Here is a 15,449-nt window from a genome sequence, read left to right on the forward strand (position 1 = left end):
TGGCACGCGCTTTCCCGCACCTCTTCGAGCCTGAGTCCGACCGCCTGTTCAGGGCCGTGGCGGCGCATGTCGATGATGCGATGCTGCAGGAAATAGCCGACGCGGATTATACGGCAGGCGCCCAGCTTCACTATGACGCGCTTCTGGGCATGCGCGACAAGGGCCTTTTGCCGGCATTTGCCTGGCATCCGCACGAGGTCCTGGAACTGATCCGCTGGTCCGAACCCGATCGACCGGACCACAAGCCGGGCGGCGCGGGGGTGCGAGGGCATTGGATGAGAGCCTTTTGCTGCGCCGCCCTGTTACGATCGGCCGGCACTGCCGACATGGGTGCTTATAACAGCTTCAACGAAACCGTCGCCGGACTGGTCGCGAGCCTCGAGGCTGTTGGTGCAGACCTCTGGAACGAGGCCGGATCGCTGCTCACCTGGTTCGTGGATCGCACGGCATCCGCTGGTTACGCCGAAGAGGATGCCTTTCTCGGCGTGGCCCTGCTTCACTGTGCGCTTCGCGCCGGCGGGGTTGCCGATGACGCGATTGTCGCCCTTTGCCGATGGATCGCCGAACGAGAAAAGGCCGTGGTCGGTCGGTTTCCGACGGACGACACATGGCTGCACCGAACGACACCGCATGATCAGCGTCGCGACACCTGGACCATGCTTGCCCGCGTCTTGGAGGGCGTGGATATGCGTGCGCGATCGACGGACGCTCGGGAGTGGACCAACCTCATCATCACCTCCCTCGCATGAACGGATTTCGCATAGGTCTGCCGGACCGGCTGTTTCCGCTTCAGGCGTTTCTCAACATTTGGCCTGACAGCGAATATCTGCCCATGCTGCGTCGTACGTCAGCTGGCATTGAAAGTGTGAGCAATGGCGTCGGCTGGAGCTGGTGGAAAGGAGAGGACGAATGTCCACCGGCAAAGGGTCAGTTGCTTTTCTACGTTGCTCAGGACGAAGTGAGCCTGTCCGTTGCTGAAGCTCTGAACCATTTTCGGACAGCGACAGAGAATTGGTTGATGCAGCAGCCCAGCCTGCGCGAAGAGGCCCACGGACTACTCATGGGCATCGAGCGGCTCTTCAGCGAGTGAGCCTGTCGAGAGGTCGGCTTTTCACCAATCCCCTTCGACCTCCCCCTATTCCCGCGCCTTCAGGAACGCCGTCAGCGCCGCGAAATAGCGTTGCTGGTCGTCATACATCGCCATGTGGCTGCCCTCCGGCATCAGGGCGAACTGGCCGTTCGGCAGCTTCTTCGCCATCGCCGCCATATGCGCCGGGTCCATCGTGTCGTAGCGCGCGCCGATGACCAGGGTGGGCGTTTTGATCCTGGCGAGATCCTCGAAACGGTCCCAGTTGACCAGGCGGCCGCTCGCACCCAGCTCGCTCGGGCCCTGCATCAGCGTGTAGAGTTGGGTGTTGAGCTGCCCGAAGGCGCGGTTGACCGGCTCGGGCCACTCGGCCGCCGGGCGGCGCAGGAAATGCCGTTCGTAATGCATCGGCCCCAGGATCTGCATGTAGCGCGGGTTTGCCGTGTCGCCGCGCGCCTCGATCGCCTTGACCTCGGCGAGCAGCGTCTGGTCCATCGCCGGCATCAGCGTCTTTTGCGCATAGGCGTTATAGGCCGGGATCGAGGCCATCATGTTCGACACGACCATGCATTTCAGGTTCGCCGGATATTTCAGCGCATATTCGATCGCCAGGATGCCGCCCCAGCTATGGCCGAGCACGCAGAAATTGTCCTTCGTCAGGCCCAGCGCGACACGGACCTGCTCCACCTCGTCGACGAAGCGGTCGATCGTCCACAGATCGGTATCGGTCGGCTTGTCGGACCGGCCCGAACCGAGCTGGTCGTAATAGATATATTCCAGGCCCTCGCGCGGCAGGAAGCTGTCGAACGCCTCGAAATAATCATGCGTCGCGCCCGGCCCGCCATGCAGCAGCAATATTGCCCGCTTCGGATTGTTGCCGACCCGCTTGGTCCAGACACTGAAATCGCCCTTGGGCGTCCTGATCGGCACCATGCGCACGCCGCCGGACCAGGCATCGGCCTTGCCGGTCGAATCGAGATAGGTGCGAGGTACATCCTGTGCCGGGGCCGGAGCCGCCATCGGCGCGGCCAGCGCGATCGCGGCCGCCAGAAGAACCCTCATCATGCTGCTCCCCATGGATGTCGCCGAAGCATATAACGATCCGGGGCGCTGGCCAAAGCCCCGGATCGACCGGCTCAGTCTCCCGCCCATCGAATGGTTACGGCCGCGGCTCCTTCAGTCGCGTCGCGAAGAACCGCACCACTTCCGCGTCGAACTGCGCATGGAACGCGACGCGGTCGAAACCGGGCGCGCTCCGGCACAGCTGCGGCATGGCGGTCAGGTCGGCGCAGGGAGCCAGGAAATCGAAGTGGCCGGCACCGGGCACGGTGTGAAATTCCGGCCCGGTCGGCAAGGCCGCCCGCACCACATCCGCATAGAAGGGCGCGGGCAGGATCTGGTCGTCATCGGCCCGCCAGAGCTGCACCGGCACGCGAACCTCGGCCAGCCCGGCGCGGTCGAAGGCAAAGCCCAGCGCTGGCGCCGCGGCGACCACCGCTTTGATGCGCGGATCGCGCATCGCCGGCCATGCGCCCGCCATGCTGCGTGGCTGCGTCTTCAGCAGCGTGCACACGAAGAAGGTCGGATGCTGCGCACAATGATCCGCCAGGCGCGTCAGGTCCGGCCGCCCGCCGGCCGCGGCCAGGACGGTGAACCCGCCGGACGAAAAGCCGAACGCGCCGACCCGATCGGGATCGATCGAGGCGTGACCCGGCCACGCCGTCAGCATGTAGGATATGAGGGTGCTGAGCGCGACCGGGCGGTCCTCGATCCGGGTGGCGCGGCTGTTGTCGCGCCAATTGTCGCCGGGATGCGTCAGCGCCGCGACGATGAAGCCGGCGCGGGCGAGGGCCACGGCCGTATCGACATGGCCGGAGAAATCGCCGCCCGTCCCATGCGACATGACGATCAGCGGGTGCCGCGCGCTCGGCACTGTGCTGTCGGCGACGACCTCCTGCGCGAAGAGCCCGAGCCGCTGCCAGGCGGGCTTGCCCGACGCCGGATACCAGATGCCGACTTCCATGCCGTCGGCGGTGGTCCGCCGTTCGAAGCCGGCTTGCGCCATGGGGGCATCGGCGGCCGGCGCCGCAGGGGCGACGGACGGGGTCAGGAACAGAGCCGCAAGGCAGAGAGCGGCAGGGGTGAGGCGCAGCGACATGGCAATCTCCGTGGTGATGCGGCGCTGTTGGGCATGCCGACGCAGCCGGCGAAAGCCGGATTTCGCGAATGGGCGAACGGGTTCGCGGATCGGCGAACGGGCTTGTTCGCCGTCACCGTCCCGATAGAACGGCTGCATGATGCGCCCCGTGATCTCCGAGCGTCTTTCCGGCAGGACAGCCATGTCCATGCTGCGCGGGATCGGGATCGCGATCGTCGCCGGCAGCATCCTGGCAGCGCTGGGACCGTTCGGCAGCTATATGAATGGCGGCCCCGTCCAGCGCACGGGCTATTGGGTCGCCGCCGTGCTGCTCGCCCTGATGCTGTACGGCACCGGATTCCGGATCGTCACGTCGTTCGCCCGCGCGGGCTCCCCCAAATGGTGGCTTTCGCTGGTCGGCGCCACGCTGCTCCTCAGCGTACCCGAAGCCTTGGCGACGCGGGCGGCCGCCTTCTGGCTGTGGCCCGAACTCGGGCAGCTCGACCTGCCCTGGCCGCTTTGGCTCGCACAGACGACGACGATCGGGTTGGTCGCGATGGCCGGCGCGGCCTTCTTCATCCTCCGCCGTCCCGCGCCCGGTGCGTCGGCCAATCCGGTTTCCATGCCGTTGCTTGCCGCAACCTCGGCCCCGCTCGGCCGGGATGTGCTGGCGCTGCAAATGGAGGATCATTACGTCCGGGTGCATCGGCCGAACGGGTCCGAGTTGATCCTGATGCCGCTCGCCCGCGCGATTAAAGGCATGGAGACGGAGGGGTTGCGGATCCACCGGTCCTGGTGGGTCGCCAGCCATGCCGTGCAACAGGTGGAGGGAAACGCACGGTCGATGCGCCTTCACCTCTCGAACGGCACGATCGCCCCCGTGGCACGCTCTGCGGTGATCCACCTCAAGGCCGCCGGATGGATCAGCGATCGGGAAAGCGACGGCATCCGGACAGAGACGGTTCCTCACCGCTGAGATCGGCCGTTCGCTGGACGAGCGGTGCAGACCGCGACAGCGCGGCTTGACCGGAGGTCGCCGCCACGAAACTGTCGGCTTGTACGAGCTGGGAGCGCAAGATGGACCGTCGAGAGTTTCTGGCAGGCGCTGCAGTCATCGGCGTCCTTGGCATATGGGCGACGAAATCGGCCGCCGCATTGTCGCGAGTCGCGTGGCGCGAGGATCGCACGCTCTATCCCCAGGGCGTCGCTTCGGGCGATCCGGACGAGCATAGCATCATGCTGTGGACGAGGCGGCCGTTCGACCAGGGTGAGCGGCACATGCTGACGGTCGAAGTGGCGCGGGACGCGACCTTCCGCCGCGTCGTCGCCACGGCGCGCGTGCCGGTGCTGGCGGCGGCCGACTGGACCTGCCGCGCGCTCGTCGGCGGGCTCTCGCCGGCGACGACCTACTGGTACCGTTTCACTGACGACAGCGGCGCCGGCAGCCGGATCGGCCGCACGATCACTGCCCCGCGCGTCACCGACCGGCGCCCGGTCCGCTTCGCGTTCGTGTCGTGCCAGAGCGTCAACGAAGGCGCCCAGAACGCGTTTCGCCGGATGATCTGGGAGGACGAGCGCGCGCCCGACGACCGCAAGCTCGGCTTCGTGCTGCATCTGGGCGACTTCATTTACGAAGTGGTCGAATATCCCGACGAGCTACCGCGCCGTTATGGGCGCACCGTCTACGACCTCGGCCGGGTACCCGACGCCCGCAAGGTCGGCAATTTCCACGTACCGACCAATCTGGCCGGCTATCGCCACGTCTATCGCGCGCATATCGACGATCCCGACATCCAGGACGCGCGGGCGCATTTCCCGTTCGTGTGCATCGGCGACAATCACGAATTCTCGTGGCAGGGCTGGCAGAGCTTCATCAAATATGGCGGCAAGGTGGAGCCCGCGCAGCCGCTGCGCGTCGCGGCCAACCAGGCGTGGTGGGAATATATCCCGTCGCGCGTCCGCAAGGCATCGGGTGCCGGGCTCGATCAGTTCCGGCCGCCCGTAGTGACGACCGCGCCGATCGAGGCATTCGACGATCACGGTTTCGGCACCGAGGCCAATAATCGCACCGCGGTCGGCAGCATGACTGCCTATCGCGCGCTGCGCTACGGGCGGCACGTCGAGCTGATCCTGACTGACCTGCACAGCTACAAGATGGCTGACCCGACGGACCGGCCCGAGGCGGCTGCGCTCGATTCGGGAGAATATCCGGTCCTCCCGCAAGAATGGATGGAGATCGTCGATGGCGGGAAGGACTATGCCGGCGGCAATCCCCCCGCGACCATCGCGATCGGCGACAAGACCATCCCCAATTATCGCAAGGACGAGCCAGCCTACACCGCGCTCGGCCGCGAGCAGAAGGCGTGGCTCAAGCAGCGGCTGACCCGATCGACCGCGACCTGGAAGATCTGGGGCGCGACCAACGGCACGCTCGACATGCGCACCGACCCGCAGAACCTGCCCGCCGGCCTGGTGAAGGCGGCGTGGATGGGCAAGGACTATGGAACCTTCGGCGGCGGCGATGTCAGCGGTGCGTTCAACGAGCGTGCGGAGATTTACGACCTGGTCCGCGACCGCAAGGTGTCCGGCTTCGTCACCGTCTCGGGCGACCGCCACAGCTTCTGGGCCGGCTATGCCGCGCCGCATCTGCCGCCCGCCGGGTTCAAGCCGGTCGGGCTCAGCTTCATCACCGGATCGATCTCCGCGCCGGGCCTCGGCGAAGCCGCCGAATTCTTCAAACCGTCCACCGTGCTGCCCCTGTACGTGCGCAAGCCGGCGGGCGGCGCGCCCGAGCACACGATCAATCTGACGATCAAGCGCGGGGTGCGCGCGGCGCTCGAATATGCGTCAAGCGGCGACATCGTGAAGGCCCGGGCGCTGACCAATCCCGACGTCGCACCGCATCTGGAATTCGTCGACATGGCCGGGCACGGCTATGCGGTGGTCAGCGCCGGGCCCGACACGATCGAGACCGAATTCGTCTGCATCGTCCGCCCGATCGCGCGCGCGACCACGCCCGACGGCGGCCCGCTTCGGTACCGCGTATCGCACCAGGCCCGCCTGTGGCGGCCGGGCACGCCGCCGCGGCTGGAGCAGCGGGTGCTTGAGGGGGATGCCAAATTGTCGGTTTGATGACTAGCGTGGAATGGCAAGGCGCCCAATCTCGGTCATTCAGCCGCCCGGACGCAAATCCCGAAAAGCCTATATAGAAATCAAGGACGCGTGAGATACCGAGTCCGAGGCAACCGCTCTGGCGAGCAGTCAGAGAGCCTTAGGTCTCCAGTCCCCCTCCGGTGTCCGGCACCACACTTCGTGTCCGGATCGATCGCTACCGCCGACGGTCCGACACTCCATGCCGCCCGTCGATCTATGCGCGCCTGCTTCCATCTTGACTGTGACCTTCCGCCTCCCAACGTCACGCCACTGCACCCATATTTCTCCCCCTCTAGTTGCAATGGCCAGCTGATTCCCGATCGGGCAGGCTTCTTCGATTTTGCGACTCCTATAGTTTCGCGACTCCTCGAAGATCAGGCTATGCTGTTCCCTGGATACCAATGTTAACTGAGTTCGACAGATGGTCGAAGGTCTCTTCACGTCACCCGCGAAATAACTGACCAACGCTTCAGGGGCGCCACTTAGACCATCGCTGATCTTCATTTCGATATTATAGTTTGTCTTGAGCTTAAAGCCTTTTCCTTCAATCTGGGCCTGCCACGCACCCACGAACTCTGCAGGAATTTCACTAGAATTATTGTTTTGAACCCCATAAGCAGCGATGCTCCAGAGTGCTACCAGACAAGCGGCTGCCTGTTTCTTGATGTGTAGTGCCACTGACTTATTCACCTTCCGCTCACGTCGAGTATGCGATCTCTACTCTGCTGATTCACGTGCACTAAGGGCTGCGAGATTATGAACGCCGTCTAGTGACATGAACTGCCAGTTGCCGATCCGCATGACGCCGAAGCCCCAGGCGTTGAATAGCTGCGGCGGCATATTGTTGGCTCCTGTCGAGATTTTGGACGCGCGTATAGAGCGCTTCAGCGGAATCGTATTCACCTCGCGATTCAGCACAAAGCCCCAGGTTGAATAGTGTCGGAGCGTGATTGGGGACAAGCTGATCCACCTCCCCCCAGACCTCACACGCAGAAGTAGTATTTTTCTTGGTTAGCTTTATGCCATCCTTGAATTTCTTCTTTGCATTGCCTTCTAAACCCTCGACTCCTTCCTTCACACGAATATCTTCACGGCGCTCCATCGGCGCGAATTGAAGCCGGAGTTCGCCCGCAAGGTTAGCTGTCAAGTATTGTAAAACAACATCGATAGGAGGCACGCCGGTCGTATCGGAGCATATTAAATTTGTGTTGACCACAGTATTACTAATCGCAAACAAGCGTTCTTGCCGGCGCCCCTCGACCGACAACGTGTAATTTAGGGTGATGTTGCGCCTGGTACAATTTTCATCCACATTGCGCGTCTCTACACATTTCCCCTTGTCATTTCTCGCCGCGCAAATCTGCCTTTTGACTACTTCGTTGCGCGTTTCCGATCTCCCATAGGCACTTCCGCTCAGCGCCCCATCCGCGCTCCCGCCGCCTCGGAAAGGCACGATACTGAAATAGGGCACCCCCTTCACAGAGACATCGCGCAGCCTTTGCTCAAGTTGTATCGCCAACGACTGTCCTTCGCTTCCCGTGAAGGATCGAATTGCAAGAGAATTAAGCGCCGATAGAGTATCGTTACCCGCTGGATAGATGCCCTCTATCGGCAAGGTCTCCGCCCGAAGAGGGACAGATATAGTCAGCGCGACAGGCACAATGGCGCCGGCCAGAGTTAAGAACCTACGCATTGCCTTACCTCCCAAGACATATCCCCCTAACGAACAAATACCGACTCACTGCGAGCTAGGGATTTTCGGTGAGTTCAGTCACCCGATATTTGCGCGCCAAGCCCGTCACCGGATATCAGCTGTTATTGCAATGGAGCTTTTCGAGCCATCGTTACCAATCTGGACCATTGGATCCGAGGCCTCACCCTTTAGTTCCTTGCCCCGGATTTCGAAGTTGAAGTTCCGCATGCCGGCAAATGGCATTTCATTGATGAATTCGGGTTTGCCGCCCGGCTGCGGCGACCAAATCTGGGCAAAGCCCTTGTCATCAGACGTGATCTTGCAGATCGTGGGGCTGGAGCACGATATCTGACCGGTAAGCGGGATCGGCTTGTTGATCCCGCCAAGCATCGTCAACCAGGATGATGAAAGGTTGCCCTTGCCGTCGTCGGCAATTCGCATTTTCAGGCGCTCGCTTCGACCCGGGTAGGCTGCCTCGCCTTCAAAGTATCGCACGGTCTTCGGCGCGCGTTCCCCTGCCATGGGCTTTCCGGAAGAATAGGACACCAACCTGCCGCCTTGGGCCAGCAGGAAGCCCTCCAGATAGTCCTTGCCCTCGGGAGCCGCACCTTCGGGTTGGACGATCATCACATCGGAAAGGCCGAAGTCCCCTCCCGCCTTGAAGCCTGCATCCTGCCCTTGCTTGCGCGCGCTGTCCGAAGACTCGGAGCTTTCAAACGCAACAGCGCTCAGGTTGGTTACGAGGACATAGCGCGCGATGGTTCCCTTGGGCGGCTCCAGCACGCCTCTTGATGCGCGAATGGCGCTGAATAGCGCCGAACCGGTAATCGAGCCGGTCTGCGGTTCCGGCGTGTCAACACCGCGCTTAGCCGCGCTGGTGAGCCCGCCGATCGCGTTTATCTGGAACTTTTCGGCATCCTCGGCCATCCCTTTCAGCGCATCGCCGGTGGCAAACTCGCGGACCCAAGATGCGCCTGCCCGTGCGGCGACTTCCTCGTCCGGAGAGAGGCCGGGAATGCAGCCGGTAAATACCAATTGTGCCGGAGATCCGTCAGTTGGAACCAGCATGATAGAAATGCGTTCGCGCGGATCGCTCAATCCACTCGCCAGCGACAGTGCCGGATTGGCGAAGGCCAGGCCGAGATCCCGCAGGAACAGATTGCGTTCCGCAAAATCGCTTGCCATCTCGGACTTCTTCACGACGTTGGCGTCGATCAGAATGAATGTCTGGCGAAGGGGAGCAGAAAGCCCAGACTTGCTGCAATAGGCTTCGTCGCGAATTACACCCGCCCCGCCGCCTCCGCTCGTTTCTCCAGTGCCGCATCCTGACAAAGAAAATGCAAGAACGGCCGCCGCCGATGCGGTCAAAAAGGCTTTAGTGGTCATTTTCAACACCTGTAGAGACCGATAGGCAGCGCAGCGAAACCGGCGGCATCCATCGTTTGACGATTCTCGAGATGGATGATTGTATCAGCACCAAACTTCCGAATCAGTCGCGCACGATATTCCTGCAAAAGTCCCAATACTGAAGCGTCCTTGTTGGCCACGACGCTGACGTTATTGCAAATCTGGTCGTATCCGGGCTTTCCGTTCATTAGGGCGGCCTGCGCCTGCATGCGCTCCAGTTTCTGGCTGTAAGAGTCGTCGATCTGCTTAAGCCGGTCGAGGAGTTCCCGCTTGCGCAAGCGCGCGACCTTTTCGCTTAATTTTGCACTCTCTTCTGCTTTTTCGGCAAATAATGGATTCTTATCATGCAGCCAGTAAGTGAGGGCCATGCCGAGCGCAAAAACACCCAGATTACCGAACAGCAGCATTCCAGTCTGTGAGAATGGCTCAAGCGGAGGCTGTCCAATAAGAATTCGTCCAACGTTGTCCCTAACAATCCCCATGTAGCGAACAGCGCCAACAGCCATAAGCGCAATGAACAAGACCCCCATTGCGAGGATTATCATGCGGACGCCTTCTGCCCTTTGCCGGTCGTTATCAGGCGCCATGTAATAGTAATAAGCCTTCCAAAACCGACCCGCCAGATATGCCGAAGCACCGAATAATAACCCCACAATAATAGTCGAACCCAAAGCAACAATGCCGACCTTCAGATACTCTAGAAAATATCTATAATTGATAAAACTCTCGGGTACCATGATAAGCACTATAACGAGAAAGTCGATCAGACGGCCGGGATTGCGAGCCTTGCGCCCTCCTTCATAAGCCCGCATGGCTTCATACTCCCGCTCGGTCTCTTCCTGCTTTTCAACATCTGCGCCGTGTCGGTCATGGAAGGTATTGTGCACTTCCACCCGCCGCGTATTCCGATCACGCTTTAGCCTGTCCTTCTCGAATTCCGGGACGATACCGTGAACCCCGCCTGGAAGGAGAATTTGGCTCGCCGCTGTCTTGATCGACGTGATAGCTGCCCCGCGGGCCGGCGCGACCTCTGCATTCAGCCAGGCGTTCATCGCCTGGGTCAGGTGCGCGCTCATCGCCCCCGCGTCGCCATCCCCGGTCAGGTGCAGGTTGGTCGCCGAGGCTTCGTCATCCGCTCTTGAGAAAAGCGCATTGGCTGCTGAGCTATTCATCCCCACGTCTAACGCCTTATAAGCTTCAATCGGCATTAGCTTCCCCCCCAAAAAGATTCTATAGAATAACTGTAACCGGTTTACTGTCCGGATTAACCGGATCGATGCGTATCTTCCTAACGTTGGCCGGTATCACCTGAGCCCTTGCCGGAACGGTTGGCAGTTTCACAATGCGTTGCCCTCCCGATGTCGGACTGACAACAGACCGGGGTAGACGCACAGGCCGAACTTTCTTGCGGTCAAGCGATGGAGGCGGTTGAACGATACTGGGCTCGCCCCTCGGATTGACAACTTCCGCATCGTAGCCAGCACGAAACGCCAACTTGGCCCTGCAAGATGCCGAATCGGCTTCGCTCGACGACTGGCAAAGCTCACCGAGCTGCTGATCGGCCATCCAAGTTGCCACTGCTTCGGGTTTTGCCGAAAATAGAAACTCGACGCGCCTATTTCGGGCGAAATCGGCGTCAGTTTCCCCACTCTGCAATGGCATATCCTCGCCGAACCCGATTCTCCAGATCGAACTGTTGCTCACGCCACGCGCGAAGATGGCCCGCGCTAGCGCATCCGCGCGATTTATCGACAAGACTTCGTTTTGAGCATCGCTGCCGCGGCTATCAGCGTGGCCCGCCACGAACATTGCTACGTCTGGAGGTTCGCGCCGAAGCGATTCCGAGATGATCGAGGCGACCATCTGTGCTTCCGGACGCAAGATCGATTGGGCCGTGTCGAAAAATGTCCGATCCGGAAAGACCACCCTCAATACCGGCAGGTCGGTTCCGAACTCGCTCGGAAGCCGTGAGGCGGGAATAATCCCTTCGAAGAATCGGGGCCGCTGATCGGGGGGGAGTATCTCGGATAGCCGCCGCAGCCGCTTCATTCTGTCGCAATGCTCAAGTCGAACAAAGACTTGCCAACGCTGTAGCGTCCCAATCGCTTGAGGCGGCGCTAACGACCTGCAATCTCTCGGTAGCTCGGTAACTTCTCGCATAGTCTGCGCGACCGCGCCGCCCCATGGCAAGCACCCCATAGCTATGGAGAGCACACCCCAGATACTGAACCTAGCGACTGTAAAGTTCAAAACGCTTGCCCCCGGTTTTGATTCTTACCTATTCGCACCTCACGGATTGTTCGTCTACCCGTGTATGGTCGCAGTTTTGCGTGCCTGACCCCACAACGTTGTCATTGCGCGCGAGCCGGCCGGGGGCAATGGCCGCAAGATGGGCCGATCGGTCCGGATCGCGCAGGAGGCGGGCGGCGGCGGGCTGTGCCGCGATGCCGACCCCATGGACCCGAGGGCGCGTGTCAGGCGGCCGGGATCGGCTGCCCCACGCCCAGCGTCTCGCCCCGCGACACGATCACCCGGTCGCCCAGCTTCACCGCATTGAACAGCAGCCTGGCGAATTTCTGCGGCGTGCCGACACAGCCATGGGTGATATAGCCGTTGCCGACCTCGCTGCCATGGATCGAGATGCCGTCATTGGTCAGCCGCAGCATGTACGGCATCGGCGCGTCATAGATATTGGAGACGTGATCGGCATCCTTCTGCGAGATGTCGAACACGCCGAGCGGGGTCGGCTTGTCCTCGCCGCCGAAGATCACCACCGCGGTGCCGATCTCATGCCCGTCGCGGAACACCGACAGCACCTGCGCCGCCAGATCGACCGTGATCACGATCTGCCCGGTCCTGGGCGCGGCGGACTCGTCCCAGTAATATTCGCCCTGCTTCATGGCGTGGTCGATCGGCAGCACGCTCTTCACGACATAGCTGGCCGGGTCGAGCGCGGGTGCGGGCGCAGCGGCAGTCTTCAGTGCCGCGACTGCGCGGGCCGGCGCCGGCGCGAGCTTCGGCAGGGTCCGCGCGACCACTGGCTTCGGCGTCTCGCGCGCGCCCACCACATAGCCGCCCGCGATCGCGCAGGGGGCAATGAACATCGCCCCGATCCACAACATCGTCCTGCCGCTGATGGTCTTCATGCGCATCGTCATGGGGCCGCTCTCGCGCACCCGCGCGGCATTTTCCAGCCGCTGATTTTCGCCGTCCCGGGGCGGGACGAAGCGGCCTGCCGTTCATGATTTGCCGGGCGTCAGCCGGTCTTTGCCGGCCGCACATCGTCGACCATGATGGCGGTCGGGCCGCTGCACGCGCCGGGGTCCACCGCGCCTTCCTTCAGATAGGTCGCGTGGAACCTGCCCTTCAGCACGACGTCACCCTCGTTCCGCCGCATCAGCCGCACTTTCAGTGCCGGGGCGTAATGGACCGTCAGGCATCGCCGCAGCGCCCGGTCGAGATTCTTCACCCGGGTCAGGTCCGAAAACAGGGCCAGGTCGGATCGCGCCTCGTACAGCACATGGCCGCCCGAGGTCAGGTGGAGATAACCCCTGACCTCGACGACCTGGCCGTCATGAGCGGCCGGATCCTCGTTGAGCTGGCTCGGCGACAGCGCTGCGAGGGCAGCGCTCGCGCCGATCAGAAGGGCCATGCCGTTCATCGCCTGCTTCCCCTTCCCGCCCAAAGGGCCTTCCCAAGAACCCTTCGGACGGGGAATAGTCAAGCAACGGCCGGCACTTCCCGCTTCGCGGCGCGCCGGAAACCGCCCGTCGCATCCGCTGCGTTTCATCGATTTTCGCCGGAACCGATCCCGCCGGCCGGGCGTCTTCCGGGCGAGCGGACCCCCTGAGAGAGACAAGGCAATGCGTGAGAAGACGCCGGACGTGCCGGCTGAAGAACGTGACGAACCCTGGTATATCCAGCGCGCGGAACAGGAACTGGAACTGGCCCAACGCGCCGAGCATCCCGCGGTGGTGCACGCGCATTATCTGATCGCCGAATCCTATCTCGAGCGCGCCAACGATCCCGAACAAGGACCGGCGGCCGAAGCGGCTTGAGGGCGTCAGGCCCGCCTGAACTCCATCGTCCAGTTGGTCTCCCAGCTGGCGCCGCCATCGGGCGAGAAGGCCTGTTCCCAATGCGCCGTGGTCGCGGTGATCCGCGACCACATGAAGCGCACCTTGATCGGCTTTCCCTGGAATTCGTCGTCAGCGACGAAGGTGCCCACGCCGTCCCGGAAGGTGCCGCGCACCGGCACGTCGATCTTTGTGGGGAAGCGCGAATCCAGCCACCAGATCGACCATAGCCCGCTCGCGGGATCGAACGCGCGCACGCCCACGCCGCGATAGCTGCCGGTCGGCGTGTCGAACACATTGTCGTCCACATTCCCCGCGCCGCCGAGCAGCGGCCAGTTGACGCAGGTCCCGTCGAACAGATCCCAGTCCGTGCTCCCCGCGAGCCGCGCGCGGAGCTTGCGGTGCCTGACCTTCCAGCTCCCCACCAGGAACGCCCAGTCGTTCGCCGGCGCCGCGAGCGCGCCCGGGCTGATCGCGGCAAGCGCCGTTGCCGCCAGCGCCGTGGAAATCGCGCTGCGGCGCGTGAAGAGAATATCGTCGGTCATCAAAGCCTCCATGGTTGGAACAAAGGCCTTCTGCACCGCCCTACCTGACATCCAATGTCAGCTATTATTCAACTCCGAAAAAACACGCGGTTCTTACGGCACCGCCACATAGGCGCCGACCACCGCGACCAGCGGGATCAGGGCGAGGATCAGCGAAAACAGGGCTTTCATGCCGCCACCATCGGCAGCGCGAACGCCAGGATCGTGGCGGTGACGGCGAACGACGCAATCATGGTTTTCAGCATCCCGGTCCTCCTCGGCTCGAGACGGAGGAAGCGCCGGATGGGCCGTTCGATCAAATGACAAACCCTGACATCCGCACCGATCCGATGACAAAAGCTGTCAGGTCGCCAGGCTCGGCCCGTCCCGCCTGTCCACCGTCACACCCGAGCAGCAGGAACGGCGCCCGCGACCACTCGTTTTCAGGCTCGAACCGGGAGAATCGGCTGTGGCGCTACGAGGCAAGGGACCGAAGATGGCGATCGCTGCGGGCCCCCGGCCCTTCCCGATCCCGACATCTCGATAAACCGATGTGGCGCCGCATCGCCTCTTGGCGCGGCCGCGACGCCGCGTCGGCCCCGGGAGCCATTGCAGGTCCGCCGGACCGCGACAGGCTCGTCCGCGCCGGCGAAGCGCTGCGCTCCAGCTACCGCCAGGACGAGGATGACGATAGCCTGGACGACCGGATGGTCTCGCTGATGCTCGAACTCTCGGTGGAGCCGACAGGATCGATCGATCCAGGAAGACGAGCCCGCCCGTCGATTCCGCGCTAGGACAGGCCATGCACTATGGCACGACCGACTGGGACATCATCACCGGCGACATCACGATCCTGGATGTGGATGCGATCGTCAACGCGGCGAATTCGTCGCTGCTCGGCGGCGGCGGGGTCGATGGCGCGATCCACCGCGCGGCGGGGCCAGAGCTCGTCCATGAATGCCGGCTGCTCGGCGGATGCCGCACGGGCCAGGCAAAGATCACCAAAGGCCATAGGCTGAAGGCCCGCCATATCATCCACACCGTCGGCCCGGTCTGGCGCGGCGGCACGAACGGCGAGCCCGAGCTGCTCGCGAGCTGCTACCGCGAGTCGCTCGGCGTCGCGCATGCCAATGGGGTGAGGAGCATCGCCTTCCCGGCCATTTCGACCGGCATCTATGGCTATCCGCTGGCCGCGGCAGCCGGGGTCGCGACGAAGACGGTCGCGGCCTTTCTCGATGCCGAGCCACGGGCGTTCGACCGCATTCTCTTCGTCTGCTTCGGCCCCGAGGCGACGGCGATTTTCGCCCAGGCCATGGAACCTCTTTCCCGCTAATGTGTTTTGAACCTCGAAGCGGCTACCTGTCCCCCCTCG

General features: G+C 62.7%; 17 protein-coding genes. 7 read left to right on the plus strand and 10 right to left on the minus strand.

What is annotated here, in order from left to right; all coding sequences use genetic code 11:
- The first annotated feature begins 56 nt into the window (after nucleotides 1-56).
- Together WC729_RS05315 and WC729_RS05320 are read left to right on the plus strand one after the other, a co-directional pair.
- The gene (locus WC729_RS05315; protein ID WP_372850266.1) at nucleotides 57-749 is read left to right on the plus strand and encodes a hypothetical protein; all 693 of its coding nucleotides are present in this window, start codon (nucleotides 57-59) and stop codon (nucleotides 747-749) included.
- Nucleotides 746-1,090, plus strand: coding sequence for a hypothetical protein (locus WC729_RS05320; protein ID WP_372850268.1), 345 nt, complete (start codon nucleotides 746-748; stop codon nucleotides 1,088-1,090). Before WC729_RS05315 ends, WC729_RS05320 begins: the two co-directional genes overlap by 4 nt.
- Nucleotides 1,091-1,135: 45 nt before the next feature.
- Here the strand turns inward: WC729_RS05320 and WC729_RS05325 are convergent, their stop codons facing one another.
- Both WC729_RS05325 and WC729_RS05330 read right to left on the minus strand, forming a co-directional pair.
- On the minus strand, nucleotides 1,136-2,149 hold the full coding sequence (locus WC729_RS05325; protein ID WP_372850270.1) for a proline iminopeptidase-family hydrolase: 1,014 nt from the start codon (nucleotides 2,147-2,149) through the stop codon (nucleotides 1,136-1,138).
- Nucleotides 2,150-2,246: 97 nt separating this feature from the next.
- Nucleotides 2,247-3,245 carry an alpha/beta hydrolase family protein gene (locus WC729_RS05330; protein WP_372850272.1) on the minus strand — a complete coding sequence of 333 codons (999 nt, stop codon included), beginning with the start codon at nucleotides 3,243-3,245 and terminating at the stop codon, nucleotides 2,247-2,249.
- Between the two features lie 136 nt (nucleotides 3,246-3,381).
- On the opposite strand from WC729_RS05330, the gene WC729_RS05335 reads away from it, so the two are divergent.
- A complete protein-coding gene (locus tag WC729_RS05335) occupies nucleotides 3,382-4,200 on the plus strand; it encodes a LytTR family DNA-binding domain-containing protein (RefSeq protein ID WP_372850274.1) in 819 nt (272 codons plus the stop codon).
- 101 nt (nucleotides 4,201-4,301) lie between these two features.
- Nucleotides 4,302-6,356: an alkaline phosphatase gene (locus WC729_RS05340; RefSeq protein WP_372850276.1), complete on the plus strand. Its 2,055-nt coding sequence runs from the start codon at nucleotides 4,302-4,304 to the stop codon at nucleotides 6,354-6,356.
- A gap of 775 nt (nucleotides 6,357-7,131) precedes the next feature.
- On the opposite strand, the gene WC729_RS05345 is transcribed toward WC729_RS05340, so the two are convergent.
- From WC729_RS05345 to WC729_RS05370, 6 genes are all read right to left on the minus strand, one after another.
- Complete coding sequence (locus WC729_RS05345) at nucleotides 7,132-8,070, minus strand: tetratricopeptide repeat protein (protein ID WP_372850278.1); 939 nt, start codon at nucleotides 8,068-8,070, stop codon at nucleotides 7,132-7,134.
- A 105-nt stretch (nucleotides 8,071-8,175) separates the two neighbouring features.
- Nucleotides 8,176-9,456, minus strand: a complete 1,281-nt coding sequence (locus WC729_RS05350) for a hypothetical protein (RefSeq protein WP_372850280.1) — start codon at nucleotides 9,454-9,456, stop codon at nucleotides 8,176-8,178.
- 2 nt (nucleotides 9,457-9,458) lie between these two features.
- A complete protein-coding gene (locus tag WC729_RS05355; RefSeq protein ID WP_372850282.1) occupies nucleotides 9,459-10,685 on the minus strand; it encodes a hypothetical protein in 1,227 nt (408 codons plus the stop codon).
- 22 nt (nucleotides 10,686-10,707) lie between these two features.
- Nucleotides 10,708-11,526, minus strand: coding sequence for an OmpA family protein (locus WC729_RS05360; protein WP_372850284.1), 819 nt, complete (start codon nucleotides 11,524-11,526; stop codon nucleotides 10,708-10,710).
- 425 nt (nucleotides 11,527-11,951) lie between these two features.
- A complete protein-coding gene (locus WC729_RS05365) occupies nucleotides 11,952-12,629 on the minus strand; it encodes a L,D-transpeptidase family protein (protein ID WP_372850286.1) in 678 nt (225 codons plus the stop codon).
- 104 nt (nucleotides 12,630-12,733) lie between these two features.
- Nucleotides 12,734-13,129: a hypothetical protein gene (locus WC729_RS05370; RefSeq protein WP_372850288.1), complete on the minus strand. Its 396-nt coding sequence runs from the start codon at nucleotides 13,127-13,129 to the stop codon at nucleotides 12,734-12,736.
- 211 nt (nucleotides 13,130-13,340) lie between these two features.
- On the opposite strand from WC729_RS05370, the gene WC729_RS05375 reads away from it, so the two are divergent.
- Nucleotides 13,341-13,535, plus strand: coding sequence for a hypothetical protein (locus WC729_RS05375; RefSeq protein WP_372850290.1), 195 nt, complete (start codon nucleotides 13,341-13,343; stop codon nucleotides 13,533-13,535).
- A gap of 5 nt (nucleotides 13,536-13,540) precedes the next feature.
- Here the strand turns inward: WC729_RS05375 and WC729_RS05380 are convergent, their stop codons facing one another.
- Both WC729_RS05380 and WC729_RS05385 read right to left on the minus strand, forming a co-directional pair.
- Complete coding sequence (locus WC729_RS05380; protein WP_372850292.1) at nucleotides 13,541-14,098, minus strand: DUF1579 domain-containing protein; 558 nt, start codon at nucleotides 14,096-14,098, stop codon at nucleotides 13,541-13,543.
- A gap of 167 nt (nucleotides 14,099-14,265) precedes the next feature.
- Nucleotides 14,266-14,397, minus strand: coding sequence for a hypothetical protein (locus WC729_RS05385; protein WP_372850294.1), 132 nt, complete (start codon nucleotides 14,395-14,397; stop codon nucleotides 14,266-14,268).
- A gap of 231 nt (nucleotides 14,398-14,628) precedes the next feature.
- Here WC729_RS05385 and WC729_RS05390 point away from each other — a divergent pair, with 231 nt between their 5' ends.
- Together WC729_RS05390 and WC729_RS05395 are read left to right on the plus strand one after the other, a co-directional pair.
- Nucleotides 14,629-14,871, plus strand: a complete 243-nt coding sequence (locus WC729_RS05390; RefSeq protein ID WP_372850296.1) for a hypothetical protein — start codon at nucleotides 14,629-14,631, stop codon at nucleotides 14,869-14,871.
- Nucleotides 14,872-14,879: 8 nt separating this feature from the next.
- On the plus strand, nucleotides 14,880-15,410 hold the full coding sequence (locus WC729_RS05395) for an O-acetyl-ADP-ribose deacetylase (protein WP_372850298.1): 531 nt from the start codon (nucleotides 14,880-14,882) through the stop codon (nucleotides 15,408-15,410).
- Nucleotides 15,411-15,449 lie beyond the last annotated feature (39 nt).

It is taken from the genome of Sphingomonas sp. (assembly GCF_041661825.1).
In the GTDB taxonomy this organism is placed as follows: Bacteria; Pseudomonadota; Alphaproteobacteria; order Sphingomonadales; family Sphingomonadaceae; genus Sphingomonas.